Source organism: Piscinibacter gummiphilus (assembly GCF_002116905.1).
GTDB classification, from domain to species: domain Bacteria; phylum Pseudomonadota; class Gammaproteobacteria; order Burkholderiales; family Burkholderiaceae_C; genus Rhizobacter; species Rhizobacter gummiphilus.
Map to the genome: position 1 here is coordinate 4485125 of NZ_CP015118.1, position 25878 is coordinate 4511002.

Annotated in this window: 31 protein-coding genes; 9 read left to right on the forward strand and 22 right to left on the reverse strand. The window is 69.9% G+C overall.

The features are described 5' to 3' along the window. Positions 1–20 precede the first annotated feature (20 nt). The 5 genes from A4W93_RS20315 (at position 21) to A4W93_RS20335 (ending at position 3225) form a co-directional block, all read left to right on the forward strand. Positions 21–680, forward strand: coding sequence for an HAD family hydrolase (locus A4W93_RS20315; protein ID WP_085752336.1), 660 nt, complete (start codon positions 21–23; stop codon positions 678–680). Between the two features lie 147 nt (positions 681–827). Next, positions 828–1208, forward strand: a complete 381-nt coding sequence (locus A4W93_RS20320) for a DUF3597 domain-containing protein (protein ID WP_085752337.1) — start codon at positions 828–830, stop codon at positions 1206–1208. Between the two features lie 91 nt (positions 1209–1299). Then, positions 1300–1683, forward strand: coding sequence for a hypothetical protein (locus A4W93_RS20325; protein ID WP_085752338.1), 384 nt, complete (start codon positions 1300–1302; stop codon positions 1681–1683). Positions 1684–1705: 22 nt separating this feature from the next. Continuing rightward, complete coding sequence (locus A4W93_RS20330) at positions 1706–2599, forward strand: alpha/beta hydrolase (protein ID WP_085752339.1); 894 nt, start codon at positions 1706–1708, stop codon at positions 2597–2599. Beyond that, positions 2596–3225 carry a nucleoside/nucleotide kinase family protein gene (locus A4W93_RS20335; protein WP_085752340.1) on the forward strand — a complete coding sequence of 210 codons (630 nt, stop codon included), beginning with the start codon at positions 2596–2598 and terminating at the stop codon, positions 3223–3225. Before A4W93_RS20330 ends, A4W93_RS20335 begins: the two co-directional genes overlap by 4 nt. Before the next feature lie 6 nt (positions 3226–3231). On the opposite strand, the gene A4W93_RS20340 is transcribed toward A4W93_RS20335, so the two are convergent. The 15 genes from A4W93_RS20340 to fliF all read right to left on the reverse strand — a co-directional run bounded on the left by A4W93_RS20340 (position 3232) and on the right by fliF (position 15417). Continuing rightward, complete coding sequence (locus tag A4W93_RS20340) at positions 3232–3474, reverse strand: glutaredoxin domain-containing protein (protein WP_085752341.1); 243 nt, start codon at positions 3472–3474, stop codon at positions 3232–3234. Positions 3475–3560: 86 nt separating this feature from the next. Further along, positions 3561–4202 (reverse strand): glutathione S-transferase, encoded by a 642-nt coding sequence (locus tag A4W93_RS20345; protein WP_085752342.1) that lies wholly within the window; start codon positions 4200–4202, stop codon positions 3561–3563. A gap of 44 nt (positions 4203–4246) precedes the next feature. After that, a complete protein-coding gene (gene fliR / locus A4W93_RS20350) occupies positions 4247–5008 on the reverse strand; it encodes a flagellar biosynthetic protein FliR (protein WP_085752343.1) in 762 nt (253 codons plus the stop codon). A gap of 19 nt (positions 5009–5027) precedes the next feature. Continuing rightward, positions 5028–5297, reverse strand: a complete 270-nt coding sequence (fliQ, locus tag A4W93_RS20355; protein ID WP_085752344.1) for a flagellar biosynthesis protein FliQ — start codon at positions 5295–5297, stop codon at positions 5028–5030. A 20-nt stretch (positions 5298–5317) separates the two neighbouring features. Then, positions 5318–6073, reverse strand: coding sequence for a flagellar type III secretion system pore protein FliP (fliP, locus tag A4W93_RS20360; protein WP_085752345.1), 756 nt, complete (start codon positions 6071–6073; stop codon positions 5318–5320). A 35-nt stretch (positions 6074–6108) separates the two neighbouring features. Continuing rightward, entirely contained in the window at positions 6109–6456 is a 348-nt protein-coding gene (fliO, locus tag A4W93_RS20365; RefSeq protein WP_085752346.1) for a flagellar biosynthetic protein FliO, read from the reverse strand. A 15-nt stretch (positions 6457–6471) separates the two neighbouring features. Then, positions 6472–6897, reverse strand: coding sequence for a flagellar motor switch protein FliN (gene fliN, locus A4W93_RS20370; protein ID WP_085752347.1), 426 nt, complete (start codon positions 6895–6897; stop codon positions 6472–6474). Further along, entirely contained in the window at positions 6890–7891 is a 1002-nt protein-coding gene (fliM, locus tag A4W93_RS20375; protein WP_085752348.1) for a flagellar motor switch protein FliM, read from the reverse strand. The genes fliN and fliM overlap by 8 nt, the downstream gene beginning before the upstream one ends. A 37-nt stretch (positions 7892–7928) precedes the next feature. Then, positions 7929–8513 carry a flagellar basal body-associated FliL family protein gene (locus A4W93_RS20380; RefSeq protein WP_085752349.1) on the reverse strand — a complete coding sequence of 195 codons (585 nt, stop codon included), beginning with the start codon at positions 8511–8513 and terminating at the stop codon, positions 7929–7931. A gap of 231 nt (positions 8514–8744) precedes the next feature. After that, a complete protein-coding gene (locus tag A4W93_RS20385; RefSeq protein WP_085752350.1) occupies positions 8745–10034 on the reverse strand; it encodes a flagellar hook-length control protein FliK in 1290 nt (429 codons plus the stop codon). A gap of 20 nt (positions 10035–10054) precedes the next feature. Then, entirely contained in the window at positions 10055–10528 is a 474-nt protein-coding gene (fliJ, locus tag A4W93_RS20390) for a flagellar export protein FliJ (RefSeq protein WP_085752351.1), read from the reverse strand. Positions 10529–10545: 17 nt separating this feature from the next. Next, positions 10546–11982, reverse strand: a complete 1437-nt coding sequence (gene fliI / locus A4W93_RS20395; RefSeq protein WP_085752352.1) for a flagellar protein export ATPase FliI — start codon at positions 11980–11982, stop codon at positions 10546–10548. Continuing rightward, positions 11979–12746, reverse strand: coding sequence for a FliH/SctL family protein (locus A4W93_RS20400; RefSeq protein ID WP_085752353.1), 768 nt, complete (start codon positions 12744–12746; stop codon positions 11979–11981). The genes fliI and A4W93_RS20400 overlap by 4 nt, the downstream gene beginning before the upstream one ends. Further along, positions 12733–13728, reverse strand: a complete 996-nt coding sequence (fliG, locus tag A4W93_RS20405; protein WP_085752354.1) for a flagellar motor switch protein FliG — start codon at positions 13726–13728, stop codon at positions 12733–12735. Before fliG ends, A4W93_RS20400 begins: the two co-directional genes overlap by 14 nt. A 15-nt stretch (positions 13729–13743) precedes the next feature. Then, the gene (gene fliF, locus A4W93_RS20410) at positions 13744–15417 is read right to left on the reverse strand and encodes a flagellar basal-body MS-ring/collar protein FliF (RefSeq protein ID WP_085752355.1); all 1674 of its coding nucleotides are present in this window, start codon (positions 15415–15417) and stop codon (positions 13744–13746) included. Positions 15418–15615: 198 nt separating this feature from the next. Here fliF and fliE point away from each other — a divergent pair, with 198 nt between their 5' ends. After that, positions 15616–15951 carry a flagellar hook-basal body complex protein FliE gene (gene fliE, locus A4W93_RS20415; protein ID WP_085752356.1) on the forward strand — a complete coding sequence of 112 codons (336 nt, stop codon included), beginning with the start codon at positions 15616–15618 and terminating at the stop codon, positions 15949–15951. A 6-nt stretch (positions 15952–15957) separates the two neighbouring features. Here the strand turns inward: fliE and A4W93_RS20420 are convergent, their stop codons facing one another. Both A4W93_RS20420 and A4W93_RS20425 read right to left on the reverse strand, forming a co-directional pair. Further along, complete coding sequence (locus A4W93_RS20420; RefSeq protein WP_085752357.1) at positions 15958–17133, reverse strand: AI-2E family transporter; 1176 nt, start codon at positions 17131–17133, stop codon at positions 15958–15960. Positions 17134–17169: 36 nt separating this feature from the next. Beyond that, the gene (locus tag A4W93_RS20425) at positions 17170–18132 is read right to left on the reverse strand and encodes a TRAP transporter substrate-binding protein (RefSeq protein WP_237357589.1); all 963 of its coding nucleotides are present in this window, start codon (positions 18130–18132) and stop codon (positions 17170–17172) included. A gap of 232 nt (positions 18133–18364) precedes the next feature. Between A4W93_RS20425 and A4W93_RS20430 the strand changes: the two genes are divergently transcribed. Further along, positions 18365–19126: a PA3715 family protein gene (locus A4W93_RS20430; RefSeq protein WP_085752358.1), complete on the forward strand. Its 762-nt coding sequence runs from the start codon at positions 18365–18367 to the stop codon at positions 19124–19126. Then, positions 19123–19869: a TIGR02117 family protein gene (locus tag A4W93_RS20435; protein ID WP_085752359.1), complete on the forward strand. Its 747-nt coding sequence runs from the start codon at positions 19123–19125 to the stop codon at positions 19867–19869. Before A4W93_RS20430 ends, A4W93_RS20435 begins: the two co-directional genes overlap by 4 nt. On the opposite strand, the gene A4W93_RS20440 is transcribed toward A4W93_RS20435, so the two are convergent. From A4W93_RS20440 to A4W93_RS20460, 5 genes are all read right to left on the reverse strand, one after another. Next, positions 19790–20536 carry a class I SAM-dependent methyltransferase gene (locus A4W93_RS20440; RefSeq protein WP_085752360.1) on the reverse strand — a complete coding sequence of 249 codons (747 nt, stop codon included), beginning with the start codon at positions 20534–20536 and terminating at the stop codon, positions 19790–19792. The two genes, A4W93_RS20435 and A4W93_RS20440, sit on opposite strands and share 80 nt — an antisense overlap. A 64-nt stretch (positions 20537–20600) precedes the next feature. Next, on the reverse strand, positions 20601–22277 hold the full coding sequence (locus tag A4W93_RS20445; RefSeq protein WP_085752361.1) for an alpha-amylase family glycosyl hydrolase: 1677 nt from the start codon (positions 22275–22277) through the stop codon (positions 20601–20603). Positions 22278–22400: 123 nt separating this feature from the next. After that, positions 22401–23669, reverse strand: coding sequence for a lipase family alpha/beta hydrolase (locus tag A4W93_RS20450; RefSeq protein WP_157131715.1), 1269 nt, complete (start codon positions 23667–23669; stop codon positions 22401–22403). Positions 23670–23730: 61 nt separating this feature from the next. After that, complete coding sequence (locus tag A4W93_RS20455) at positions 23731–24342, reverse strand: response regulator transcription factor (protein ID WP_085752363.1); 612 nt, start codon at positions 24340–24342, stop codon at positions 23731–23733. Between the two features lie 59 nt (positions 24343–24401). Continuing rightward, a complete protein-coding gene (locus A4W93_RS20460; protein ID WP_085752364.1) occupies positions 24402–25325 on the reverse strand; it encodes a LysR family transcriptional regulator in 924 nt (307 codons plus the stop codon). Positions 25326–25440: 115 nt separating this feature from the next. Between A4W93_RS20460 and A4W93_RS20465 the strand changes: the two genes are divergently transcribed. Further along, on the forward strand, positions 25441–25839 hold the full coding sequence (locus tag A4W93_RS20465; RefSeq protein WP_085752365.1) for a RidA family protein: 399 nt from the start codon (positions 25441–25443) through the stop codon (positions 25837–25839). Positions 25840–25878: the final 39 nt, after the last annotated feature.

Sequence of the window (25878 nt, forward strand, 5' to 3'; positions counted from 1 at the left end):
CTCGGAGCGGCATCTCTCCCATGCCCAAAGCCATCCTCTTCGACCACGACGGCACGCTCGTCGATTCCGAACCGAGCCACCTCGCCCTCTGGAACGAGGTGCTCGAACCGCTCGGAGTCACGCTCCCCGAGCCGCTCTACAAGGACCTGTACGCGGGCATGCCCACGCCGGCCAACGCCGTCGACATCGCCGAGCGCTTCGGCCTCGACGTGGCGCCCGCCGAACTCGCCGAACGCAAGGCCGAGGCCACCCGCGCCTTCCTCGCGGCCCGGCCGTTCCCGCTGATGCCCGGCACCCGCGAGGTGCTCGACCGGCTGCAGGCCGCGGGCCTGCGCCTCGCGGTGGTGACGGGCGCGGCCCGCGACGCCACCCGCGCGTCGCTCGCGGCCCACGGCCTCCTCGACCGCTTCGAGACGATCGTCACCGCGGACGACGTCGCGTTCAGCAAACCGGCCCCCGACTGCTACCTGCTGGCCGCGCGCCAGCTGGGCGTGTCTCCGGCCGAGTGCGTGGCCATCGAGGACTCCGAACACGGCCTGCAGGCCGCGGCGGACGCGGACGTGCCGTGTGTGGTCAAGCCCACGCCGATGTCCGCTCACCACGACTTCGCGCGCGCCACGGTGCGCGTGGACGACCTGCACGCGGCCGCCGCCTGGATCCTCGCCCGCGCCGCGGCCTGACCCGTCGGAGCGGGCGCCGGTGAAATCCCGGTGACTGGCCCCTTCCCCAACAGGGCTTTCCCGCCGCCCGGCCCGGCTCTCGGCTCATGATCCGTCGTCCCCCGGCCTGCCGGCCGGCCATCCATCTCGACTCAGGGGAGCGACACCATGGGCATTTTCAGCAAGATCCTCGCGAAGATTTTCCCGTCTGACCACCCGGCCGTCACGGCCCCGGCCGACACCGCACCCGCAGCTCCGGCCGCCGCAGCCCCCGCTCCGGTGGCGCTGCCGCCGGTGGACGTCGAGGCCATCCTGAAGGACTTGTCGGCAAAGAACCCGGGGCCCGCCAACTGGCGCACCTCGATCGTCGACCTGATGAAACTGCTGCAGCTCGACAGCGACCTCGCCTCGCGCAAGGAACTCGCCAAGGAACTGGGCTACACGGGTGACACGGCCGACTCCGCCAGCATGAACATCTGGCTGCACAAGCAGGTGATGGCCAAGCTCGCGGCCAACGGCGGCAAGGTGCCCGCCGAACTGAAGGACTGACCGGCCCGGCGGACCGGCCCGAGCGGCACGGTTCGCCTCCGCCTTTGCTACAGTGGTCCCGCCCGGAGCCCGGGCGACCCGAGGACGCCGCATGACTCCCGAACTGCGCAACATCCGCAAGCGCCTGATCGACGGCATGGTCGACTACATGACGCCGGACGCCGACGACGACGAGGCCGATTCGTCCTTCGACCCGGGCTACACCCAGGCCGAGATCGACGAATGCGGGCGCATCCTCGACGACCTCCTCTCCTCGCTCGACGAGGTGAAGGGCGCGGGGCACGACGAGGCCATCCTGAAGGTCGTGCACGCCACCATCGAGCGGCTCAACGAACTCAACGAGCGCAGCGACTGCGCCCTCATCGAGACCGAGCAGCGCGAGGACCTGTGCGAACTCATCAACACCAGTGCACGGCAGGCCGGACTGAAGGCCGCGCCGACCGAGGACATCACCGAGGAATGGCGTGAGTGGTAGACCGCGGTTAAGCTGCCGGTCCATGACCTTGCCGTACCCCTCGCGCCGCACCACGCTCGCCCTGCTCCTCGCCGGGCCCCTCGCCGCCTGCGCACCGGTGACCCCGCTGAACGTGCTGGCCTCGAGCAGCACCTACGTGCTGACCGAAGGGGTCCCCTACGGCTCCCTGCCCCGCCAGCAGCTCGACGTCTACACCCCGGTCCTGCCGGCGCCCGCGGGCGGCTGGCCGGTGGCGGTGTTCCTGTACGGCGGCACGTGGACCGACGGCAACCGCAAGGACTACCGCTTCGTGGGCGAGGCGCTCGCGTCGCGGGGCATCCTCACGCTGGTCGCCGACTACCGGGTCTACCCGGAGGTCAAGTACCCCACCTTCCTGGAAGACAGCGCGGCCGCCGTGGCGTACGCACTGCGCGAGGCGCCGCGCCTCGGCGGCAACTACCGCCGGGTGTACGTGGTGGGCCACAGCGCGGGTGCGTACAACGCCGCGATGGTGGCCCTCGACGACCGCTGGCTGAAGGCCCAGGGCACCACCCCCGACGCGCTGGCCGGATGGGTGGGCCTGGCCGGCCCGTACGACTTCTACCCCATCGAGAACACCACCGCGCAACCGGTGTTCGACCACCCGAACTACCCGCCCCGCTCGCAGCCGGGCGAGTTCGTGTCCGCGCGTTCGCCGCGCACCTTCCTGGGCTCGGCCCGCACCGACAAGGTCGTGAACCCGCAACGCAACACCGTGGCCCTCGGCGACAAGCTGAAGGCCGCGGGCGTGCCCGTGCAGGTGCGCCTGTACCGCCACCTGGGCCACGTGGGCGTGGCCGCCACGCTCGCCGCGCCGCTGCGCTGGCTGGCGCCGGTGCTCGACGACGTGGCGAACTTCATCGACACCGGGCGCCCGGCACGCCGGACGGTGTCGTGACGACACCCGCGGTCCCCGAGGCCTGGCTGGACCGGGTCCGCGGCCTGCTGACGTCGAAGCCCCGCGTGCTGCTGGGGCTCGTCGGGGCCCCGGGGTCCGGCAAGTCCACGCTGGCCGAGGCCCTGCTGCACGCCTTCGCCGACGTGGCGCAGGTCGTGCCCATGGACGGCTACCACCTCGCGAACGTGCAGCTGGAACGCCTGGGCCGGGCCGGCCGCAAGGGCGCTCCCGACACCTTCGACAGCGCGGGCTACGTGGCGCTGCTGCGCCGCCTGCGCACGCAGGCGCCCGACGAAACCGTGTACGCGCCCGAGTTCCGGCGCGAGATCGAGGAGCCGGTGGCCGGCGCCATCGCCATCCGCCCGGAGACCCGGCTCGTGATCACGGAGGGCAACTACCTGCTGCTGGACGACGGCCCGTGGCGCGACGTGCGTGCGCTGCTGGACGACAGCTGGTACGTGGAGACCGACGACACGCAGCGCCGCGAGCAGCTGGCCCGCCGCCACGAACGCTTCGGCCGCAGCCGCGAGGACGCGCTGGCCTGGGTCGAGAACACCGACGAGCCGAACGCCCGCCGCATCGCCGCGAGCCGCCCCGCGGCCGGGGCGGTGTTCCGCTGGGCCTGATCCGCCTCAGCGGCCCAGTTGCACCAGCGCGGCCTGAAGGCCGGCGAGGCCACCCACGCGCTGGTCATTGATGAAGATCTGCGGCATCTGCCGCACGGACGGGCCGCACTTCTCGTAGAACGCGAGGCGCTCGGCCTCGTCGTCGATCTTGATTTCCTCGAAGTCGAGGGACTTGGTCTTGAGGACCATCTTGGCCGAATCGCATTGCGGGCAGGCCGATTTGGAGTAGACGACGATCTTGAGGTTCATGGGGCGAGTTTATTCGCCTGCGACCGGAGCGTGTTCGGTGGCGGGGTTGATGCTGACGGCGGCGCTGGCTCGGGTCTCGCGCACGGTCAGCCAGACACCGGTGGCAACGGCTTGACCATGCAGGCGGCGAACAAGTCGCTGCCCAGCCACGCGCCCAGCCAGGCGTGGAGCGCGGGCAGCGGCAGCATGTCGAACCCGGCGCGGTCCACCGCCGCGAACTGGCGAACGAAGGGGAAGACCGCCAGGTCCGTGGCACACGGCGCCGAACCGCCCAGCCACGGCGCCGCCGACAGGCGGCCCTCCAGCGGCACGAGCAAGGCCACCACGGCACGGGACCGTGCGATGTCGCGGCGGGCCACCCCGTCGCCCTCGAAACGTTCCGGGTACTTGAAGCGATCCAGCCAGTGCTTGAAGTCGCCGTCGTTGCGGTGCAGCAGCGCGAGGTTCTCCGCGGACTGCGCTCGCGACCACCAGCCCTCGCCGTCGCCGTCGGCCCACGCCCACCGCATGATGTCCCAGCTCTCCTCGAGCACGCGCCCATCGGGCAGCTGCATCACGGGCACGGTGCCCTTCGGGGACAGCCGCAGCAGCGCGGCGGGTTTGTCGCGCAGGCTGACCTCGACGGGCTGGAACGGCCGGGCCGCCTGCAGCAGCGCGAGGCGGGCCCGCATCGCATAGGGGCAGCGGCGGAAGCTGTAGAGGATCGGGGTGGACGGCACGGGGAACATCGCGAGGAGTCCTCGCAGGCTACCTCAACCCGCACCGGCCGGGATCACTGGAACTTCACCAGCATCTGCTCCAGCGCCATCGTGAACGGCGCCTGCATCATCGGCAGCGTCAGCAGCACGCCCACGAGGCCCACCGACACGGTGACCGGGAAGCCGATCGAGAAGATGTTCATCTGCTGCGAGACGCGGGAGATCACGCCCAGCACGAGGTTGGTGAACAGCAGCATCGCGATCATCGGCAGCGCGATCCACAGGCCCAGCTTGAAGATCTCGATGCCCCACAGCTCGGGGCGCAGCTGGCGCAGGAACTCGAAGGGCTCGGGGCCCACGGGGAAGGCGACGAAGCTCTGGCACAGCGCGGCGATCATCAGCAGGTGGCCGTTGATGATGACGAACAGCAGCACGGTCACGGTGCCGTAGAAGCGGCTCACGGCGGTGGTCTGGCCCATCGTGGCGGGGTCGAAGAAGCCGGCGAAGTTCAGGCCCATCTGCAGGCCCACGATCTCACCCGCGAACTCGATGGCGGCGAAGACGATGCGGGCGGCGAAGCCGAGCGAGATGCCGATCAGCACCTGCTGGATCACGACGAGCACGGTCACGGCCGAGTCGAGCGGGATCACCGGCATCGCCGGCAACGAGGCCTGCGCGCACACCGAGATGATGAACGCGAGCGCCACCTTCACGCGCACCGGCACGCTGCGCTGGGACAGCACCGGCGCGGAGGTGAACATGGCCAGCGTGCGGAGGAACGGCCACAGCAGCGGCGTGATCCACTCCAGCACCTGGGCTTCGGTGAAGGTGAACATCGGCGGTCGAGCGGGTCGATCAGCCGACGACGGTCGGGATCGTCTGGAGCATGCGCTGCAGGTACTCGACCAGCGTCGTGAGCATCCACGGCCCGGCGAAGCCGAGCACCGCGACGGCGGCGATCAGCTTGGGCACGAACGAGAGCGTGGCCTCGTGGATCTGCGTGGCGGCCTGGAAGATGCTGACGACGAGGCCCACGCCCAGCACCACGAGGAGCACGGGGGCGGAAACCATCAGCAGCAGGTAGAGGCCCTGCTGGCCGAACGTGAAGACTTGTGCGGCGTCCATGAGTGCGCGTCCGTTGAAGGTCAGGTCGAGAAGCTGGCGGCGAGCGAGCCGAGCAGCAGGTTCCAGCCATCGGCCAGCACGAACAGCATCAGCTTGAACGGCAGCGCCACGAGCACCGGGCTCAGCATCATCATGCCGAGGCTCATCAGCACGCTGGCCACGATCATGTCGATGATCAGGAACGGGATGAAGATCAGGAAGCCGATCTGGAAGGCGCTCTTGAGTTCGCTGGTGACGAAGGCGGGCACCAGCACCTTGAACGGCACGTCCTCGGGCTTCACGCCCGGGTCCACCTTCGCGAGGCGGGCGAACAGCATCAGGTCGGCCTGGCGCGTCTGCTTCATCATGAAGGCGCGCATCGGCACTTCACCGCGCTTGAGGGCCTCGTCGAACTGGATGCGGTTCTCGGCGTACGGCTGGTACGCCTCGGCGTACACCTTGTCGATCGTCGGGCCCATCACGAAAAACGTGAGGAACAGGCTAAGGCCGATGATGACCTGGTTCGGCGGCGCCGACTGCGTGCCCATGGCCTGGCGCAGCAGGCCCAGCACGATCACGATGCGCGTGAAGCCGGTCATCAGCAGCAGCACCGCCGGCAGGAAGCTCAACGCGGTGAAGAACAGCAGCGTCTGGATGGGCACCGAGTAGCTGGTGCCGCCCGCGCCCTGGCCGATCACGAGCGGCAGGCTCGGCGCGGTCTGGGCTAAAGCCGCTGCAGGAGCAGCCGATAACACCGTCAGCGCAACGAGCGCGGCGCGGTGGCGACGGGCCGCCAAAAAAAGGTTGGCGAAACGGGGTGACGAAACAACAGTCACTTCGAGCTTCCTTGGTCGCCGCGCAGTTTGTTCAGGAGCTGCGCGAAGGGCGGCACGGCGGGTTGGCCGTTCGAGGGCGCGGCATCCGCACCCGGTTCCATGGTGTGCAGCGTGGTGATCTGCTGCGGCGTGACACCGAGCACCAGCCACTTGCGCTGGTCGCCCTGCCCCACTTCCACCGTGATCAGGCGCTGGTTCTGCGACAGCGGCAGCGACGCGATGGCGCGCATGCCCTGGGCCGCGCCACCGCCCATCGGCGAGCGCTTGAGCAGCCACAGCGCGACGGGGATCAGCGCGATGACGACGATGAACCCGAGCAGCGAGCTGAATCCGGACGTGGGCATTCGGTCGATCTCCGGTCAGGCCGCGCGGCTCAGGCGGCGCATGCGCTCGCTGGGCGTCACGATGTCGGTGAGCCGGATGCCGAACTTGTCGTTCACGACCACCACCTCGCCCTGGGCGATCAGGTAGCCGTTGACGAGCACGTCCATCGGTTCGCCGGCCAGCGCGTCGAGTTCGACGACGGAGCCCTGCGCGAGTTGCAGGATGTGCTTGATGGGAATGCGCGTGCGGCCGAGTTCGACGGTGAGCTGGACGGGGATGTCCAGGATCATGTTGATGTCGTTGGTCGCCGCGTTCGCGCCGGCGGCCGAGAAGTCGGTGAACGCGACCGGCGCGGCCGGCGGCGAACCCACCTCGGACGCGACCTCGGGCTTGGCCTCCGCGAGGGCCGCAGCCCACTCGGCTGCCATGTCGTCTTCGGCGGAATTGGTGGTATCAGACATTCTGGTCTCCGATCCAGCCCATCGTCGAGCTGGACAACATGCGATCGACCTTCAACGCGTACTTGCCGTTGGAGGTCCCGTAGTGGCATTCGAAAATGGGCACCCCGACCACCTTCGCCTCGATGCCGGCGCTGAGGTCGAGCTCGATGAAGTCACCGGGCTTGAAGGCGAGCAGCTGCTCGACGGTGGCCGGCGCGTGGGCCAGTTCCGCCACCACCTCGACCTCGGCCGACTGGATCTGCTGCTTCATCAGGTTGACCCAGCGGCGGTCCGGCTCGTTGCTGTCGCCCTGGATCGTGGAATACAGGACGTCGCGGATCGGTTCCAGCGTCGAGTACGGAATGCAGAAGTGGATCGTGCCGGTGGTGTCGCCGATCTCGAGCGTGAAGCTCGTGGCCACGATGATCTCGCTCGGCGTCGCGATGTTCGCGAACTGCGGCTGCATCTCCGAGCGCTGGTAGTCGAGCTCGAGCGGGTAGATGCCCGCCCAGGCCTTCTTGTATTCCTCGGTCACCACCTCGACCAGGCGCGTGATGATGCGCTGCTCCGTGGGCGAGAAGTCGCGGCCCTCGATGCGGGTGTGGTACTTGCCGGCGCCGCCGAAGAGCGCGTCGATCACCGCGAACACGAGCGTCGGGTCGCACACGATCAGGCCGCTGCCGCGCAGCGGGCGCACCGAGACGATGTTGAAGTTCGTGGGCACCACGATCTCGCGCAGGAAGGCGCTGTACTTCTGCACCTTGATGCCGCCGATCGAGATTTCCGGGCTCTTGCGGATGAAGTTGAACAGGCCGATGCGGATGTTCCGCGCGAACCGTTCGTTGATGATCTCCATCGTGGGCATGCGCCCACGGACGATCCGCTCCTGACTGGCGATGTCGTAGTTGCGGATGCCGCCGGCCTGCACCTCTTCCTGCTCGAGCTTCTGGCTTTCGCCGGTGATGCCCTGGAGCAGCGCATCGACTTCGTCTTGCGAGAGGATCTGCTGGTTCATGACGTGGACGTGGCTGAGGGTCGCGACGCGGTGCCGGTCACTGGACGATGAAGTTGGAGAAGTGGACGGCGGAGACGGGGTTGTAGACCGCGCGGCGCTTTTTCTTCTTGCCCTTCTTGGCCGGCGCATCGTCCTCGTCGTCGATCTCGATGCCGAGCGGCAGCACGGACTCGCGCAGGATCTCCTTCTGCAGGGCGATCTTGCCTTCCTGGGACAGCAGTTCCTGCGACGTCTTGTGGGCGAGCACCATCAGGATGCCGTTGCGGATCGCCGGCATGTAGGCCTTGAGTTCCTCGGCGAACTTGGCGTCCTCGACCTCGAGCGTGACACCGACCTGCGCGAAGCGGTCGGCTTCCTTGTCGGCGAGGTTCACGACGAACGGCTCCAGCGGCACGAAGGTCGGCGGGTGCTTCGAGTCGTGCTTCTTGGCTTCGGCGTGGGGTGCGGGGGCTTCACCCTCTTCCTCGTCGTCACCGGCGGCCGCGGCCGCGGCGGCCTTCTGCTTCTGGATGTAGGCGAACGCACCGCCACCACCCAGCACCAGCAGCAGCACGGCCGCGATGATGATGATCAGCTTCTTGTTGCCCTTCTGGGGGGCATCGGCAGCGGGGGCGCTCGACATGGAATCTCCTTCAGGCGCACGGGCGATCCGGGCGCATGAGGGAAATTATCGAAACAGAGGGGGTCGGCCGATGGCCGGAATAGCGGGCGGAATACCCGTCATCACCTGACGGAGGTCGCCCCCTCCCCTGGTGTCATCCCGGCGCAGGCCGGGACCTCGGGCATCGTTCACCGCACAGGGTCCCGGCCTGCGCCGGGATGACAGTGAGTGTTTTGCGAGGCGCGCGGCCGATCAGGCGTAGACGTCCACGCCACCCGCACGAACCGTGCGCTGCGTCACGCGGACGGGTTCTGCGGCCGCGCCTTCCACACCACCACGGCCCCGGTCACCCTGGCCCCGGCCGGACGAACCGCCGTCCCGCTCGCGGGACGCCTGCTGCTGGGCCTGGCTGTGCACGCCGCCACCGGACAGCGTGAAGCCGGCGTCGCGCAGCGCGGAGGCCAGTTCCGGCAGGCCGTTTTCGATCAGTTGCCGCGTCGCGGCCGAATCGGCGCCGAAATCGACCTTCGCTTGATCGCCATCGATCGCGATCTGGATCGAAATGGAGCCCATCTCGGCCGGATTCAGGTGCAACTCCGCCTGCTGGATGCCATCTTTCGCGAACACGCTCAGCTGGGCGCCCAGCACCTGGGAGAAGTCGGGGGCGTCCGCGGGCGTCGGCATGTGGACGACTGTGGGCTCGGCCATCTGGGCGGCCGGACGTTCGGCGGCCGGGGCCGTGCCCGAGAGGGCCGCCGCGGCGGCGCCCGGGTCGGCCTTGGCGGTCTCGGCCACGCGGGCGCGGGCCTCGACGGCCGGGGCCACGGCCTGTTCCATCGCGGCCTGCCAGGTGGCGGGCAGCGGGGACATCGGCTGCGCGTCGGCGCGCGGGTCGGTGACCTTCGTCTCGAGTTCCTTCGGCTGCTGGCGGCGGGCGGTTTCGCTGACGCCGGGTTCGGCCGACACGTCGGGCGCGGGGCCGCGGCGGGCGGCGGGGCCGCGTGCGGCCTTGTCGGCGGCGGCCAGGTCCGGCGTCGCGACCGCGGCCTGCGCGCGCGGATCGGTGACTTCTGGCGCGGCGGCCTCGCCGGCGGGCGGGGTCTCCGGCGGGGCAGGCGGCAGGTTCAGCGTGGCCAGCCAGTCGGCCAGGGCCGGGTCGACGGGTTCGTCGTCGGCGGCGGCCGGCTTGCCCTTGGCGGACGCGGGAGTCGCCACCGGGTCCACCGGCTCCTCCGCCACCTTCGGCTCACGGGGCGAGGCCTCGGGGCCCTGCGCACGCTGGCCGTTCTGGCGGTTGGCGCGCAGCTGGCGCTGCCGGGTCTCGTCGGCCGAGCGGTTGGCCTGGGCGCGGTCTTCCTCGCCGGAGTCGGGCGCCTCGGCCTTCGGGCCTTCGGGGGCCGGCGCAGGGGCGCTCTCGTTGCGGCGCGCGTCGAGCATCCGGGCGAACTCGGCGCCACGGGCGGGGGCCGGGCCGGGAACCCCGACGAGGCCGGTGATCACGTTCGACGGCAGGACGGGGTAGGACGAGACGGAGGCGGTCATGGAGTCGGTCGGGTGGACGATCAGACGGTGGGCGAGGCGGCCTGTTCGGCGATGCGGTTCCAGGCGGCGCGACTGGCGAATTCGTCGGTCTGCTTCTGGTCGCGGCGGTCGGCCGCGAGGCGGAGTTCGGCGAGGCGGCGCTCGATCAGCTTGCGCACCGAGGCCACGCGCAGCTCCTGCTCGCGCACCACCTGGCGGGCGGCCTCGACCCGGCGCTCGGCCTGGGCCACGACCCCCTGCTGCTGGTCCACGGCCAGCGAGAGGCGGCCCATGAAACCCTGGTAGGTCTGGAACTGGTCGATCGAGGCCTGGCGGCTGAATTTCTCGCGGTAGCGCGCCTCGTAGTCGAGCCGGTAGGCCACCAGCTGGTCGGCCTGGCCGAGGGCGGCGTTCAGCGCGGCCTCGACGCGGCGGGCCGCGGCGACGGCGTCGTCGCGTTCGCGTTCGGCCTGGCCCAGGAGGGCCAGCAGGGGCGACAGGGAGGGATGGCTCATGGTGGATCAGTCCGGGTTCAGGCGACGAGGGCGCGCAGGTCGCGCACGCTGTGGGGCAGGCTCGCGGGCTGGTGCATGCCCTGCTGGAGCAGGTCCACCATCCTGGGATGCAGGCGCACCGCGTGGTCGAGTTCGGGGTCGGCGCCCGGCGTGTACGCGCCGAGCTGGATCAGGTCGCGCGCCTTGTTGTGGCGGGCGTAGAGCTGGCGGAAGCGGCGGGCCGCGTCGATGTGTTCCTGCGGGCTCACGTTCGTCATCACGCGCGAGATCGACTTCTCGACGTCGATGGCGGGGTAGTGGCCGGCTTCGGCGAGTTCGCGCGACAGCACGATGTGGCCGTCGAGAATGCCTCGGGCCGCGTCGGCGATGGGGTCCTGCTGGTCGTCGCCTTCGGACAGCACGGTGTAGAAGGCGGTGATCGAACCCACGCCATGGATGCCGTTGCCGCTGCGCTCGACGAGCTGCGGCAGCTTCGCGAAGCAGCTGGGCGGATAGCCCTTCGTGGCGGGCGGCTCGCCGATGGCCAGTGCGATCTCGCGCTGCGCCATCGCGTAGCGGGTCAGCGAGTCCATCAGCAGCAGCACGTGCTGGCCGCGGTCGCGGAAGTGTTCGGCGATGGCGGTGGCGTAGCTGGCGCCCTGCATGCGGGTGAGCGGCGGCGCGTCGGCCGGCGCGGCCACCACCACCGAGCGGGCGATGCCTTCCTCGCCGAGGATGTCCTCGATGAATTCCTTGACTTCACGGCCCCGTTCGCCGATCAGCCCGACGACGATCACGTCGGCCGCGGTGTAGCGGGCCATCATGCCGAGCAGCACCGACTTGCCGACGCCGGTGCCGGCGAAGAGACCGATGCGCTGGCCGCGGCCCACGGTGAGCATGGAGTTGATGGCGCGCACGCCGGTGTCGAGCGGCTGGCGGATGGGGTCGCGGTCCATCGCGTTGATGGGGCGGCGGACCAGCGGCTCGTTGTGCACGTGCTGCAGCGGGCCGCGGCGGTCCATCGGGTGGCCGTGCGAGTCGACCACGCGGCCGAGCAGGCCGTCGCCGACCGGCAGGTGCAGCGTGCGGTCTTCACCGCGGCGCCACGGGTGATGGGGCGCGCCGAGCTTCATCGGCACGATGGGCGACGGACGCGGCACCACGCGGGCGCCGCTGGCCAGGCCATGCGTCTCGCCCGTGGGCATCAGGTAGGCGCGGTCGCCCGAGAAACCCACCACCTCGGCCAGCACGGGCGGCTGGCCTTCCTGGCGCGGGTCGTCCATGAAGATCTGGCACACGGAGCCCACCGGCACGCGGATGCCCGCGGCTTCCAGCACCAGCCCGGCCACGCGCACGAGCGTGCCCTGGGTCTCGAGCGCCACGGGCTCGGCCGAGAACGTGGTCATGTCGCTGAGGTAGCGCTGCCACTTGTCGGTAGCCTGGACGGCGCTGGTCTCGTCGGCGGAGTTCTTCATGCGTCGGTGTCCTCGGGGGCGGGCGCGTCGTTCCAGGTGGCATCGCAGCCGATGGTGGCCGCGGCACGGCGCCAGCGGGTCTCGATGCTGGCGTCGATCACGCCGATGTCGGATTCCACGAGGCAGCCGCCGCGTTGCACGGAGCCGTCGCTGACGATGCGCGCGCCGCGGGCGGCGAGCACGTCGGCGGCACCCTGCGACACGAGGGCCACGTCGTCGGGGTTCACGCGCAGCGTGATGTGGCGGGCGCTCAGCAGCAGCGTGTCCACCGCTTCCTGGGCCACCGTGGTGACCACCTCGGGGCGCTGCTCGATCTCCGTGCGCACCATCTGGCGCGCGAGGTGCGTGGCCGACACGGCCAGCGCGCGGGCCATCTGCTGCTGCAGGGCGTCGAGCTGCTCCATGTACGACTGCGTCACGGCGGCGAGTTGCGCGGTGATCTGCGTGGCGTAGCTCTGCTTGAAGCCTTCGAGGGCCACGAGGCCGTCGCGGTAGCCGTCCTGGTAGCCGGACTTGCGTGCAGCGGCCGTGGCTTCGGCGAGCACTTCCTCGTGCGACGGCGGCTCGGGCTCCGGCGGCGCGGGGCGCTGCACGCCCTTGTCGGCGGGGGCGGCACCATCGAGCGAACCGATGTTCCAGGCGGCGAACGACGAGAGTTCCTCGCGGGGGATGAAGCGGCCGTAGCTGGTGGGCTTGGCGGGTTCGCCCCCGCGGTTCGGCGGCGGCGGCGCGGGACGGGACGGCCCGTTTTTAGAGGAACTCATCGTCGCCTCCGCTGGCAAGCATGATCTGGCCTTCGTCGGCCAGGCGACGGACGATCTTCAGCATTTCCTTCTGCTCGGCTTCCACTTCGCTCACGCGCACCGGGCCGCGGCTCTCGAGGTCCTCGCGCAGCGTCTCGGCGGCACGGCTGGACATGTTGCGGAACACCTTCTCGCGCATCTCCGGCGTGGCGCCCTTGAGCGCGATGATCAGCGACTCGGACTGCACTTCCTTCAGCAGCGTCTGGATGCCCTTGTCGTCGAGCTTCTCCAGGTCGTCGAACGTGAACATGTTGTCCATGATCTTCTGGGCCAGCTCGTTGTCGGCCTCGCGGATGTAGTCGAGCACCGAGGTCTCGATGCTGCCGCCCATCAGGTTGATCATCTCCGCCGCGGTCTTCACGCCGCCGAGCGACGCCTTGCGCAGCTTGTCGCCACCGGCGAGCACCTTGCTCATCACTTCGTTGAGGTCCTTCAGCGCGGCCGGCTGGATGCCGTCGAGCGTGGCGATGCGCACCAGCACTTCGTTGCGCTGGCGTTCGGTGAAACACTTCAGCACCGACGACGACTGGTCGAAGTCGAGGTGCACGAGGATGGCGGCCACGATCTGCGGGTGTTCGTTGCGCAGCAGCTCGGCCACCGAGCCGGCGTCCATCCACTTGAGGCTCTCGATGCCGCTGATGTCGCCGCCCTGCAGGATGCGGTCGATCAGCAGGTTGGCCTTGTCGTCGCCGAGCGCCTTGCGCAGCACCGACTTCACGTACTCGTCGGTGTCGGTCACGAGCATGCTCGACTCCGAGGCCTCGGCGGCGAAGCGCTCCAGCACCACGTCCACGCGCTCGCGCGGGATGGACTTCATCTTGGCGATGGTCTCGCCGAGCGCTTGCACTTCCTTCGGCGACAGCAGCTTGAAGACCTCGGAGGCTTCTTCCTCTCCGAGCGACATCAGCAGGATGGCTGAATCTTCGAGTCCCTTGGTGTCCATGGCGTGGGGCTCCGATCAGGCGGTTTCGCCGTTGACCCAGCCGCGCACGATGTTCGCGACGGCGGCAGGGTTGTCCTTGGCGAAGGCGCGGGCGCCGTCGAGGTGGGCGCTGACGCGCGGGGCCTCGATCTGCGTGAGCTTGGTCTCCTCGATGGCCGGCAGCACTTCGTCGTCGGCCACCACGTCGAGGTTGGCGCCCTTGGTCTCCTTCTCCACATTGGCGGCCTTCAGCGCCGGACGGATCAGGCCGAACACGATGGCCAGGGCGACGACGGCCAGGGCCGTGGGGACGGCGGCGGCGCGCAGCAGGTCGAGCGTCTGCGGTTGCTTCCAGAACGGCGTGTTGTCGACGGCGACCGGCTCCACCTTGAACGGGGCGTTGATCACCTTGACCGAGTCGCCTCGCTTCTCGTTGTAGCCGACGATCTCGCGCACGAGGGTCTCGAGCTTGGCCAGTTCTTCCGGCGTGAGCGGCACCGTGGTGGTCTTGCCCTTCGCGTCGGTCTTGGTCTGGTGGTTCACGACCACGGCGGCATTGATGCGGCGCACGGTGCCGGTGGCGTTGCGGGTCACGCGCACGGTCTTGTCGACCTCGTAGTTCGTGACAGCGTCCTTGCGGCTCGTGCTGTTCGTGGCACCGCCACCCTGGGCGGTCTGCAGGGGCTGCGAGGCGCCGGTCAGCGGCGCGGTGGCGGCGATCGGGGGCTGGTTGGACGTGGCGCCCGGGATGCCGGTGGCGCCGGTGCCGTTCTGGCCGGTCTGTTCGGTGCGCTGCATGCTGCGCACGGCGGCTTCGGCGTTTTCACCCTGGTTCGGGCGGAACTCTTCCGAGGTGGATTCGACACGCGAGAAGTCGACGTCGGCGGTGACCTGGGCACGCAGGTTGTCGCGGCCCACCACCGGGTCGAGGATCTCGAGGATGCGCTTGTTGAACGTGGACTCGATCTGGGCGACGTACTGCAGCTGCTGGGCGTCGAGGCCGGCGGCGTTCTCTTCGGGGGAGCCCGACAGCAGCGCGCCGGTCTGGTCCAGCACGCTCACGGCCTTCGGATTCAGTTCGGGCACGCTGCTCGACACCAGGTGCACGATGCCGGCCACTTGGGCGCGGTCGAGCGTGCGGCCGGGGAACAGCGTGAGCATCACCGAGGCGCTGGGCTTCTGCTGTTCGCGGAAGAAGCCGTTCTGGTTCGGCAGGGCGAGGTGGACACGGGCGTTCTGCACCGAGGCCATCGACGTGATCGAGCGGGTCAGTTCGCCTTCGAGGCCGCGCTGGAAGGTGAGGCGTTCCTGGAACTGGGTCTGGCCGAACTTGGCGCCGTCCATCAATTCGAAGCCCACCACGGAGCCCTTCGGCAGGCCCTGCGAGGCGAGCTTCAGGCGCAGGTCGTGGACGCTGGCGGACGGCACGAGGATGGCGCCGCCACCCTCGGAGTACTTGTAGGGCACGCCCATCGACGACAGCTGGGAGATGATGGCCCCGCCGTCCTTGTCGGACAGGTTGGCGTACAGCACCTTGTAGTCACCCTGGCTGCTCCACAGCGTGATGGCGGCCAGCACGGCGACCAGGGCGGCGACACCCAGGCCCAGGCTCACGCGGCTCTTGACCGGCAGCGCAGCCAGGCGCGCACCGAACCCGGGGGCGGCGGGAACCAGCGTGGTCGGTTGGGCCAGGGCGACGGCGTTGTCCATGGGTGTTTCGTTTCAGGCAATGGCGGGCACAGGCCCTCCGGATGAAACGGATTATTCGGAAACTTGAGGGGGCCGGATCGGCCGAACAGCCGACCAAACCCCCGTCAGTTCCCAGCACCCCTTGATACAGATTTCCCTAAAGTCACACCATCCCACGGCCGAGCCCTGTGCCCGGCCCTCAGCTTCCGGAGCCCATCCATGGACGTGACCCTCAAACCCTTCAATTTCGCCCAGGCCGCGGCCCGGGCGGGGCTGGGCGTGGACGGCATGCCGCTGGCCAACCGCAACACGGCGGCCACCCAGGTCAAGGGACCGGGCTTCCAGCAGGAGCTGACCAAGGCGCTCCGGGGCGTCAGCGACACCTACAACGACGCCAGCGAGATGCAGCGGCAGGTGCAGCTGGGCAACCCGACGGTGAGCCTGGAAGAGACCATGGTCACCATGCAGAAGGCGCAGATCGGGTTCCAGGCGACCATGCAGGTGCGGAACAAGCTGGTCTCGGCTTATTCCGAGATCATGAACATGACGGTGTGACGCACGTCACACTCCTTCGCTGTCATCCCGGCGAAGGCCGGGATCCTGCACAGTGTTCGGAGGCACGGGGTCCCGGCCTTCGCCGGGATGACGGGAGATGGGAATCTCCTCCGGCACCGCCGTCCGCTCCACGATGTACAGGTCCCACACGGCCATGAACATGGCCGCGATGACCGGCCCGATCACGAAGCCGTTCAGCCCGAAGATGGCCATGCCGCCCAGCGTGGAGATCAGCACCACGTAGTCGGGCATCTTGGTGTCCTTGCCCACGAGCACCGGGCGCAGCACGTTGTCGACCAGGCCGATCACCAGCACCCCGTAGGCGATCAGGATCACGCCCTTGGCCACCGCCCCGGTGACGAGGAAGTAGATGGCGACCGGCGCCCAGATCAGGCCCGCACCCACCGCCGGCAGCAGCGACAGGAAGGCCATCAGCACCGCCCACAGCAGCGCGGCGTGGATGCCGAGGAACGCGAACGCGATGCCGCCGAGCGCCCCCTGGGCGATGGCCACCAGCACGTTCCCCTTCACGGTGGCCCGCACCACGGTCGCGAACTTCTGCGACAGCTCGCGCTTGTGGGCGTCGTTGAGCGGCACGGCCTCGCGGATGCGGCGCGACAGCGCGCCGCCGTCGCGCAGCAGGAAGAACATCAGGTACAGCATCACGAAGAAGCTGACGACCAGGTCCAGCGTGTTCTGCCCGATGGCGAGCGCCTGGGCGCCCACGAACTGGCCGATCTGCTGAAGGCTGGCAGTGAGCTTGGCCTGGAGCTCGGCGAGGTTGCCGAGGCCGGCGCGGTCGAGGAGCGACGTGACCCAGGTGGGCAGCGCGTCGTAGACCTGGGCGAAGTACAGCGGGAAGTTCAGCTCGCCGCTCTGGGTGCGGGCGTAGACCGTGGCGGCCTCGCGCACGAGCGCCCCGGTGATCATCACCGTGGGGATGATCACGATCACGAGGATCAGCGCCAGCGTGACGAGCGCCGCGGGCGTCCGCCGACCGCCCAGCTTGGGCACGAGGCGCCGGTGGACGGGGGAGAACAGGATCGCCATCACGACCCCCCAGAACACCGCGCCGAAGAACGGCACGAGGATCCATCCGAAGCCGATCGTCACGGCGATCAGCAGCAGGATGAAGGTGCGGGATTCCAGCCGGGTGGACCTCGGAGGGCGGGGTTCAGTCATGGGGCCGGATGGTAACCCGTGCCCCCGGTGCCCCCGTCAGTTGGACAGAATCGTGAAGAGCTCCTGCCGGGTGACCGGATCCTGGAAGTACTTGTCGTGCAGCGGGCGCATCTTCGTGACGAGCGGGCCGTAGTCCTTCATCGTCGCGAACTCGGAGCCCTGCTTGGTGGCCGCGGCGCGGGCCGAGTCCACCTTGGCCTTCCACAGCTGGCGCATCTTCACCGCGGATTGCTGGCCGGCTTCCTTGAACGCCTTGCGGTCGGCTTCGGACAGCTTCTTCCACAGAGGCACCGAGATCACGAGCACCTCGGGGCTCACCGTGTGGTTCGACAGGTAGACGTACTTGGCGACGGCCATGTGGCCGGCCGACTCGTACGACGGCAGGTTGTTCTCGGCGCAGTCGATCTTGCCGCTCTTGAAGGCGTCGAGCACTTCCTTGTACGGGATCACGACGGGGGTCATGCCCATCAGCTTGGTCATCTCGATCGCCGTCTCGGACTGCTGCACGCGGATGCGCAGGCCCTGGAAGTCGCTCGCCTGCTTGACGGGCCGGTTGCAGTAGAGGTGGCGGGCGCCCCCGTCGTACCAGCCGAGCACGATGTAGCCCGCGGCCTCGAGCTTGACCTCGAACTGGTCGCCCAGCTTGCCGTCGAGCAGGCGGAACATGTGCTCGGAGTCTCGGAACACGAACGGCAGCGTCAGCACCTTCGCGGCCGGCGCGGCCTCGGCGACCGGGTTCAGGCTGAACTCGGCGAGGTCGATCTCGCCCTGCTTGAGCATCTGGACGGCCTTCGGCTGGTCGCCCAGCACGGCATTCGAGAAGACCTTGACCTTGTAGCGGCCGCCGGTCTGCTTCGCGATCGCCTCGGCGAACCCCTCCAGGGCGACGGTGACGGGGTAACCTTCGGGATGGATGTTCCAGGCGCGGAGTTCGGTCTGGGCCTGCACCGAAGACGTGGCGGCGAGCGCCAGCAGGAGAGTCGCGAGATGCCGTTTCACAGGGCCCTTTCAGGTGCGGGAAGTCTTGTCTGTCGTCGCACAACAGCGGGCGATTCTGTGCGCCTGTTCTCGCTCCAGCCCGAGGGTTTTCCCGTGATTTCGGGGGGAAAGTCCGGGAAAACGAGAACTATGTCGTCCGACGACCGAATCGGGTCCCACGTGGGATCACCCTGAGCCCCTCACGCTGCACGGGCGTTCACAATTGCCCTTCCGTTCCACGCCCCACCCCGCCATGCGCCTGCCCGCCCTGCTGACCGCCTCGCTCCTCGCCGCCGTGTCGCCGGCCCGTGCCGAGTACTGCGCCGACCAACCCTGGCAGGCACTCGGTGCCGCCTACGGCCACGCCCGCCTGCCCGACCAGATCGAGGACCAGTGGGTGCGCTGCCAGGCCCTGCCCCGCTCGCCCGGCCAGGCCGCGGTCGCACTCGTCTATCCGGGCCCGGGCGTGGCCATGCCGGCGAACCCCGGCGATCCGCTGCCCGGCTACGTGGCCGAGCTGCTGCTGGTCGACGTGGCGAGCGGCCGCGTGCTCGCACGCCAGACGTCGCAGAGGGACGTGCAGGCCGACGGCACCGTGCTGACCGGTCTCGAGATCGACCCCGAACCGCTGGCCCTCGCCCCGCGCGTGCGCAGCGTGGGGCTGCGGCTGCAGCACGGCGGGGTGGTCCCCGAGAAGCTCGCGTCGCGCGAGACACTCACGCTCTATGCCATCGAGGGCACGTCGCTGCGCCGCGTGGTGGACCGGCTCACCATCTGGTCCGTCCGCGGCGAGTGGGACACGAAGTGCGCCGGCACGTTCACCGAGGCCCGCACGACGATGAAGGTGGCGCCGGGCGCCGGCAAGGGCTGGGCCGACCTCGTGCTGCGCCGGACCGAGGACCATCGCACCGCCCGGCTCCAGGGCAAGGCGTGCGTGGACCGCAAGGCCGCGCCGGTCGTGCGCCAGACGGCGCTGCGCTACGACGGCGAGGTCTATCCGGTGCCGGCCCCATGACCTGGCACACCCCGTTCCGCGTGCTGGGCCTGACGGTGCTCGGGTTCGTCTCCGCGGTGCTGCTCTACCTCGGCACGGCCTTCGGCCTCGCGCTGATCCCCGGGCGGCCCGTCCCGCCGCCCGACCATGCCGAGGCCTACGTGGTCTCGAACGGCGTGCACACCGACCTCGTGCTGCCGGTGCGTGGCGGTCCCGTCGACTGGGCCACGGTGTTCCCTCCGTCGCACTTCCCGTCGATGCCGCCGGACACCGCGTACGTGGCCGTGGGCTGGGGCGACCGCGAGTTCTACCTGCACACGCCGGAGTGGAAAGACCTGACAGCGCGCCGCGCGTTCGGCGCGCTGTCAGGCACCGGGCGCACGCTGCTGCACGTCACCTGGCTGCGGCCCGGCGAGCTGGGCCGCAGGGCCTGGCGACTGCCGCTGGACACCGCGGGGCACGAGGCGCTCGCGCGGCACATCCGCGCATCCCTCGCCCCGGACGCCGACGGCCGCGCCGTGCCGGTGGCCGGCGCCCACTACGGTCGCGTCGACGCGTTCTTCGAGGCGCGCGGCGCCTACGACCTCTTCACCACGTGCAACACGTGGACCGGCCGCGCGCTGCGCGAGGCCGGCGTGCCCGTGGGGCCATGGACCCCGTTCGCACCGAACGTGGTGTGGCACCTCATGCCGCTCGACGCCACGGTGCCCGATACAGCCACACGGGCCGGCCGTCGGGGCAACGGAACGTCGCGGTCGGCGTGAGCCCCGGGGCCTCGAACTCGAGGCTCGCGAGCCACGCGCCCGGCCGGAGTTCGGCCGCGGCCTTCTCGATCGCGCGGGGCATGCTCTCGGGCCGCTGGAACAGGTAGACGAGGTCGTGCGTCGACCAGTCGGCGCGCCAGATGTCGGCGCGGCGCACACGCGCAGGCACCCCTTGCAGCCGGCAGCGCAGGGCACAAAGCAGCGTGAGCGGCCAGCTCCATTCGAGGCCGTCGAGTCGCGCATCGGGGTACGCCGCATGCAGTTCGCGCAAGCCGTCGCCGAGGCCGCAGCCTGCGTCCATCACGCGGGCACCGACCGGCAAGGGAGCGAGTGCCGCGAGCCCCTGCAGCGCACCGCGCGGCGTCGGGAACACCGGCGCATCGCGCCACGCATGCACCGGGTACAGCGCGAAGACGGCCGCAAGCGGGAACAGCCACGCCCAGGCGGGCACCCCCGCGGCGAGGCCCGAGGCCAGCAACGACAGCGGGAACCCGAGCGCGATGAAGACGGACCGCCAGCGCGTGCTGCCGAAGAGCGCACAGCAGGCGCCCAGCGCGGCGGCCAGCAGCAGCGCGACCCACGCGGGCGCGCCGGCGACCTGGTGCAGCCCGAGGTACAGGACCCAGGTGGCCGCCCAGGTCAGCAGGGCCGGGAGCGGCCAGATCATGCGGGGAAAACGAGGCGGGGCATGGGGCGATTGTCACCCGGGCCCCGCCGCCCCGCGGCCGGCGTCAGAACTTCAGGAAGCGGCCGGTCAGTGCCGGCACCGTGATGGCGTAGCCATCGGTGCCCGCGGTGAGCGTGGTGCCGTCGACGAGGTCGGTCAGGTCGCCGGGCGAACCGATCACCGAGGCCTTCAGCGTGACCGAGGCCTCCGACGTGCCGGTGTTCAGCACGAACAGCACGCGGTTGGCGCCGGCGTCCTTGCGGTCGATGTAGAGCGTCTTGTCCGAATACACGTGCGTGCGCGAGCCCACGGCCAGCGCCGGGTTCGTGTCGCGCAGCGCGAGCAGCTTCGCCACGTGTGCCTTCAAGTCCGACTCGCGGGCCGACAGGCCGGTGGTCTTGCCCGCGGTGCGGCTGACGTGGTCGTCGCAGAGGCCGGCCACGGCGCAGTTGTTGGTCACCTGGGCGGCGAAGCCCGGGACCTCCTGGCCGATCTCGTCACCGTAGTAGAGCGTCACCGGCCCGCTGTGCGCGGCGAGGAACGCGAACGCGGCCTTGTGGCGGAGCCAGTAGCCGTCCTGGTCGGGGTTGCCGAGGCCGGCGCGCTGGATCAGGTCGCCGAAACGCACGAGGTCGTGGTTCGTCAGCATCAGGTTCGGCATCGCGTGGTCGGGGTACGCGGCGTACGTCGCGTAGACCTCGCCGAGCGTGGTGGCGGGCAGGTTCGACTTGCGGCTGCTGGCGACGGCCTCCTCGCCCGCGAGCGTCTGCACCACGCGGTAGCGGCCGGGGAAATCGAACGACGACTGCAGCGCCGGGGCCGCGTTGGTGCCGTAGCCGCGGGCCTGGATGTCGTTCTCGCCGGACCAGATCTCGGCGACGAGGTGGCCGAGCGGGTTCACGGCGGCGTTCGCGGCGTTCGTGTAGGTGGTGGCCGCCGACGCGGTGGCCACGGTCTGGCGCAGCGCGGCCCACGAGGCCACGGGCACCTGGTACGCCTGGTCGAGGCGCCAGCCGTCGATCTTGTACGTGGTGATCCAGTGCGCCGCCACTTCCTGGAAGAAGGCGAGCGTCGCGGGGTCGGCGTAGTCGGCGCAGGCCTGCAGCGTGCCCGGCGCGTAGCTGCCGCCGCCCACGTTCGTGCAGCTGCCGTTCTTCGGCAGCTTGCCCGTGGGCGAGGCCGCGAGGTTGCTCTTGTAGTGGCCGAACACACCATCGAGGAACACGTACAGGCCGCGCGCATGGGCCGCGTCCACCAGCGCCCGGAACTGCGCGTCGGTGCCGAACTTCGGGTCCACCTTGAAGAAATTGCTGGTGAAGTAGCCGGTGGCATCGAGTCGGCTGGCCCACTCGTCCTGCCCGGTGATGCGCGCCGACTCGAAGATGGGCGTGAGCCAGATCGCATTGACGCCGGTGCTCTTGATGTCGTCGAGCGCGTTCGTGATGCCCGCGAGGTCGCCCTTGTGCGGGCTGGTGCCGTAGCCCGTGCCGTAGTCGGCCGCGGGGTCGCCGTCGGCGAACGCCTCCACCATCACCTGGTAGATGCGCAGGTTGCACTCGGTGTTGGCGACACCCTTGAAACACGCGAGCCGGCTCTCGGGCGCCCCCGCCGCCGCCGACACCACCACGGGGCCGGTGGGCGTGGGTTCCGGATCGCTGCCCCCGCCGCCCCCGCAGGAGATCAACGGGAACGAGAGGCAGGCGGCCAGCAGGCCGGTACGGAGCTTGAAGGGCAACAGCATGGGGAGTGGAGCACGCGGGCAGAGGTCGGTGACAGACGCATTCTGAATCGGTAAAGAGCGCTGTCAATAGGGGGCTGCCGACTGGCGCGCGGAAAAATTGGCGGTTCGGGGGGGCCGCGACGCTCAGCGACTCGCCCGTGTCGCATCCGCCCCCGCGAGGATCTCCGCGAGGCGCGCGCTCGTGGCCTTCGCGGCGAGGATGCTCATGTGGGTCTCGTCGAGCCCCAGCACCGAACTCGCCTGCGCCTGCGCGGCCGGGCGCAGCTGGCTCGCCACCGGCACGGTGCCGTCGCTGCTCGCGTGGGACAGCGTGCTGGTGTTGAGGTAGCCGAACATCATGTGATGGGGCACGCCCTCGGGCAGCGGCGTGGCGAACAAGCCCTCGAGGAAAGGGCTGGCGGGGTCGAGGTCGCGCCACACCGGCACCACCACCGGTGCGTACGCCACGCCGACGTGCGCGGCCTCCATGCCGCCGAATGGCGAAGAGATCGACGTGTAGCTGCGGACGTAGCCGCAGCCATGGGCGTCGTGGCACGTCTTGAGCATCGCCCGGGTCACGAGGCCGCCCATGCTGTGCGCCACGAGGTGAAGGTCCTGGAACCGGTACTCGGCCCACAGCCGGTTGAGCATCGTGAGCGCGCCCGACCCCAGCACTTGAAGCTCGAGGCCCGACGGGTAGTACAGCACCCAGGGCTGGTACTTCTCGCGGTCCAGCCCGGCGATGAGCGGTTCGAAGTCGCGCGGGTTGCCGAAGATGCCGTGCACGAACAGCACCGGCGTCTTGTGCGGCGAGTAGGGCTCGAGGAAGTAGATGCCCGCCAGCTCGCGCCGCATGAAGGTCAGCGGCTGCCACACACCGAGCGCCGCGTTCTCCGCGCTGAAGCGCGCGTCCCCGAGGCGGGTCTCCTTGGCGAGTTGCACGGGCACGCCCGCGACGACCTGGTTGCGCAGCGCGAAGAGGTGCTGCGCGGTGGCCACCGCGGCGCCCGGTGCCCCCGGCGCCAGCGACAGGCGGACCGGCGCCGACGTGTCGCCGTCCGCCGGCCAGGTGTGCCGCGCCGAGAGTTCGTCGCCGTCGAAGCCGAGGTTCGCGTTGCGGTCGAGGAAGGCGAAGAGCCCCTTGGCCCGGCGGCTCGCCATGAAGTCGAACGAGCCGCCCCGCTCGAAGACCCGGTAGCTGACGGCCTCCCCGTCCGGACCGGTGATCACGACGACGATCGTGCAGTCGCTGCAGTCCGGAGCCACCAGCTCGACCTGCACGCGCATGACGTTCTGGTCGTAGTCCTGCAGCTCCTGCTTCAGGGACATCATCCGTCCGCAGCCGGCCAGCAGGCAGGCGGCGGTCCACAGCATCAACAGGCGAAAGGGTCTCGTCGTGGGCAGTGCGGGCATCGGCATTCCTGGCGGGGCGTCAGCGCGAGCGTACCGCCTTCCGCGCCCACCCGCGCGCCGCTCACGACACCGCGTTCGCCTGCCGTGCGATCAGCCCGCGCTGCGAGGCGATCCACAGCGCCTCCGTGCGGCACCGCGCGCCGAGCTTGGTCATGATGCCGCGCATGTGCGACTTGACCGTGCCCACCGAGATCTCGAGCGACCGCGCCACCTCCTTGTTGTTCTGCCCGCGGTTGACCAGCGCCAGCACGTCGCCCTCGCGCGGCGTCAGCACCGGCTGCGTCAGGCTGTCGGCCATCAGCAGGGTCGCCGCCGGGCAGAGGTAGCGCCGCCCGGCCGCGACGGCCCGCGCCGCGGTCACGATCTCCTCCGCCGCACCGCCGAGGATCACGTAGCCGCGCACCCCCGCCTCCCACGCCCGCCGCACGTCGGTCTCCTGCGCGGCCATCGCGACCACGATGACGTGGGGGTTCGCGGACACCCCGGGCCGGCGCCGGGCCAGCCGCTCGGGGGCACCGTCGGGGTCGAGCACCACGAGGTCAGGCTCGGGCGCCGGTGGGTGCGACGGCCGGACGTCGAACTCGGGGGACGTCTCGAGGATGCATCGGATCCCCGCCTCGATGACGGCATTCTGGTGAACCACCTCCACCACGGTGGGTCGGCTCAAGGGCATGGCGACTCTCCATCTGTCTGGGTAGATGGATGTTGGTCCACGGGCGGCTGCAAAACCAGTTAAGCGCTGTTAATCCGCGTCAACGAACTTCGCGCCATCACTTCGACCACCCAGTCGATGAACACCCGCAGCTTCGTGCTGACATGCCGGTTCGGCGGGTACGCGATGGACAGCGGCATGGGGTCGATGTGCCACCCGTCGAACAGCGGCACGAGTTCGCCACGGGCCACGTGCGCCTCGGCCATGTAGTGCGGCAGCCAGAGCACCCCGAGTCCGGCCACGCCCGCCGCGAGGTAGGCGTTGCCGTCGTCCACGGCGAACGCATGGCGCCCGTGCACCTCGAGCTGCTCCGCGTCGCGGTGCATCACGGTCGGCAGGACCTTGCCCGTGCGTGAACGCAGGAAGCCGACGATGCGGTGGTACGTGTCCTCCAGCTCCCGCGGATGCGCGGGCACGCCGGCGAGCGCGAGGTAGCCCGGCGAGGCGTAGACGCCGATGGGCAGGTCGCCCACCCGGCGGGCGACGAGCGAGGTGTCGGCGAGTTCGCCGCCGCGCACCACGCAGTCGACGTTCTCGCCGAGCAGGTCCACCATGCGGTCGCTCACGCCCATGTCGACCTGGATCTCGGGGTAGCGTGCGTGGAAGCCGGGCAACGCGGGCACCAGGATCAGGCGGGCCAGCGGACTCGGCACGTCCACGCGCAGGCGGCCGCGCGGCGAGGCGGAGGCGACCGACAGGCTCGTCTCGGCATCGTCCATGTCGGCCAGCAGGCGCACCACACGCTCGTAGTAGGCCGCGCCGTCCGCCGTCACCTGGACGCGGCGCGTGGTGCGGTGGAGCAGCTTCACGCGCAGCCTCGCCTCCAGCTGCTGCACCAGCTGCGTGACCGTGGCCCGGCTCAGCCGCAGCGTGTCGGCCGCCTTGGTGAAGCTGCCGGCCTCCACCACCCGGGCGAAGGCCAGCATCGCATCGAAACGGTCCATCGGCACTCCTGGAGATTGTTCGGGATCCGCAAACAGTGATTGTGGCTCGGCCCGGTTTATCTCGGGGGTCCGTGTCCCTAGAGTCCTCCCATCGCAACCTTTTCCGGGACTTCCCATGCCGCAGAGAGACGTCGTCTTCCCCGCGGGCCGCCAGGCCCTCTACGAAAAGAACCGCTATTCACCGGCCCTCCGGTCCAACGGCTTCCTGTTCGTGTCCGGCCAGGTGGGCAGCCGCCCGGACGGTTCGCCCGAGCCCGACCTGGAGGCGCAGGTGCGGCTCGCGTTCGACAACCTGAACGCGATCCTCCGCGCGGCCGGTTGCACGTTCGACGACGTGGTCGACGTCACCCTGTTCCTCGTCGACCCCGAGTCCACCTTCGACACCGTGTGGAAGGTGCTGCCCGACTACTGGGGCGAGGCGCCCCACCCGACGCTGACCGGCATCGGGGTCACCTGGCTCTACGGCTTCCGCTTCGAGATCAAGGTGATCGCGAAACTTCCGGAGCCGGCCTGATCCGCCCTCGCCATGGCCTGTCCTGCACATCTGACAGGC

Excerpts from the sequence above, each read along its gene's own strand:
- A4W93_RS20315 (WP_085752336.1), top strand. The coding sequence starts at position 21 with ATGCCCAAAGCCATCCTCTTCGACCACGACGGCACGCTCGTCGATTCC.
- A4W93_RS20320 (WP_085752337.1), top strand. The coding sequence starts at position 828 with ATGGGCATTTTCAGCAAGATCCTCGCGAAGATTTTCCCGTCTGACCAC.
- A4W93_RS20325 (WP_085752338.1), top strand. The coding sequence starts at position 1,300 with ATGACTCCCGAACTGCGCAACATCCGCAAGCGCCTGATCGACGGCATG.
- A4W93_RS20330 (WP_085752339.1), top strand. The coding sequence starts at position 1,706 with ATGACCTTGCCGTACCCCTCGCGCCGCACCACGCTCGCCCTGCTCCTC.
- A4W93_RS20340 (WP_085752341.1), bottom strand. The coding sequence starts at position 3,474 with ATGAACCTCAAGATCGTCGTCTACTCCAAATCGGCCTGCCCGCAATGC.
- A4W93_RS20345 (WP_085752342.1), bottom strand. The coding sequence starts at position 4,202 with ATGTTCCCCGTGCCGTCCACCCCGATCCTCTACAGCTTCCGCCGCTGC.
- fliR (WP_085752343.1), bottom strand. The coding sequence starts at position 5,008 with ATGTTCACCTTCACCGAAGCCCAGGTGCTGGAGTGGATCACGCCGCTG.
- fliQ (WP_085752344.1), bottom strand. The coding sequence starts at position 5,297 with ATGGACGCCGCACAAGTCTTCACGTTCGGCCAGCAGGGCCTCTACCTG.
- fliO (WP_085752346.1), bottom strand. The coding sequence starts at position 6,456 with ATGCCCACGTCCGGATTCAGCTCGCTGCTCGGGTTCATCGTCGTCATC.
- fliN (WP_085752347.1), bottom strand. The coding sequence starts at position 6,897 with ATGTCTGATACCACCAATTCCGCCGAAGACGACATGGCAGCCGAGTGG.
- fliM (WP_085752348.1), bottom strand. The coding sequence starts at position 7,891 with ATGAACCAGCAGATCCTCTCGCAAGACGAAGTCGATGCGCTGCTCCAG.
- A4W93_RS20380 (WP_085752349.1), bottom strand. The coding sequence starts at position 8,513 with ATGTCGAGCGCCCCCGCTGCCGATGCCCCCCAGAAGGGCAACAAGAAG.
- A4W93_RS20385 (WP_085752350.1), bottom strand. The coding sequence starts at position 10,034 with ATGACCGCCTCCGTCTCGTCCTACCCCGTCCTGCCGTCGAACGTGATC.
- fliJ (WP_085752351.1), bottom strand. The coding sequence starts at position 10,528 with ATGAGCCATCCCTCCCTGTCGCCCCTGCTGGCCCTCCTGGGCCAGGCC.
- fliI (WP_085752352.1), bottom strand. The coding sequence starts at position 11,982 with ATGAAGAACTCCGCCGACGAGACCAGCGCCGTCCAGGCTACCGACAAG.
- A4W93_RS20400 (WP_085752353.1), bottom strand. The coding sequence starts at position 12,746 with ATGAGTTCCTCTAAAAACGGGCCGTCCCGTCCCGCGCCGCCGCCGCCG.
- fliG (WP_085752354.1), bottom strand. The coding sequence starts at position 13,728 with ATGGACACCAAGGGACTCGAAGATTCAGCCATCCTGCTGATGTCGCTC.
- fliF (WP_085752355.1), bottom strand. The coding sequence starts at position 15,417 with ATGGACAACGCCGTCGCCCTGGCCCAACCGACCACGCTGGTTCCCGCC.
- fliE (WP_085752356.1), top strand. The coding sequence starts at position 15,616 with ATGGACGTGACCCTCAAACCCTTCAATTTCGCCCAGGCCGCGGCCCGG.
- A4W93_RS20420 (WP_085752357.1), bottom strand. The coding sequence starts at position 17,133 with ATGACTGAACCCCGCCCTCCGAGGTCCACCCGGCTGGAATCCCGCACC.
- A4W93_RS20430 (WP_085752358.1), top strand. The coding sequence starts at position 18,365 with ATGCGCCTGCCCGCCCTGCTGACCGCCTCGCTCCTCGCCGCCGTGTCG.
- A4W93_RS20435 (WP_085752359.1), top strand. The coding sequence starts at position 19,123 with ATGACCTGGCACACCCCGTTCCGCGTGCTGGGCCTGACGGTGCTCGGG.
- A4W93_RS20440 (WP_085752360.1), bottom strand. The coding sequence starts at position 20,536 with ATGATCTGGCCGCTCCCGGCCCTGCTGACCTGGGCGGCCACCTGGGTC.
- A4W93_RS20445 (WP_085752361.1), bottom strand. The coding sequence starts at position 22,277 with ATGCTGTTGCCCTTCAAGCTCCGTACCGGCCTGCTGGCCGCCTGCCTC.
- A4W93_RS20450 (WP_157131715.1), bottom strand. The coding sequence starts at position 23,669 with ATGCCCGCACTGCCCACGACGAGACCCTTTCGCCTGTTGATGCTGTGG.
- A4W93_RS20455 (WP_085752363.1), bottom strand. The coding sequence starts at position 24,342 with ATGCCCTTGAGCCGACCCACCGTGGTGGAGGTGGTTCACCAGAATGCC.
- A4W93_RS20460 (WP_085752364.1), bottom strand. The coding sequence starts at position 25,325 with ATGGACCGTTTCGATGCGATGCTGGCCTTCGCCCGGGTGGTGGAGGCC.
- A4W93_RS20465 (WP_085752365.1), top strand. The coding sequence starts at position 25,441 with ATGCCGCAGAGAGACGTCGTCTTCCCCGCGGGCCGCCAGGCCCTCTAC.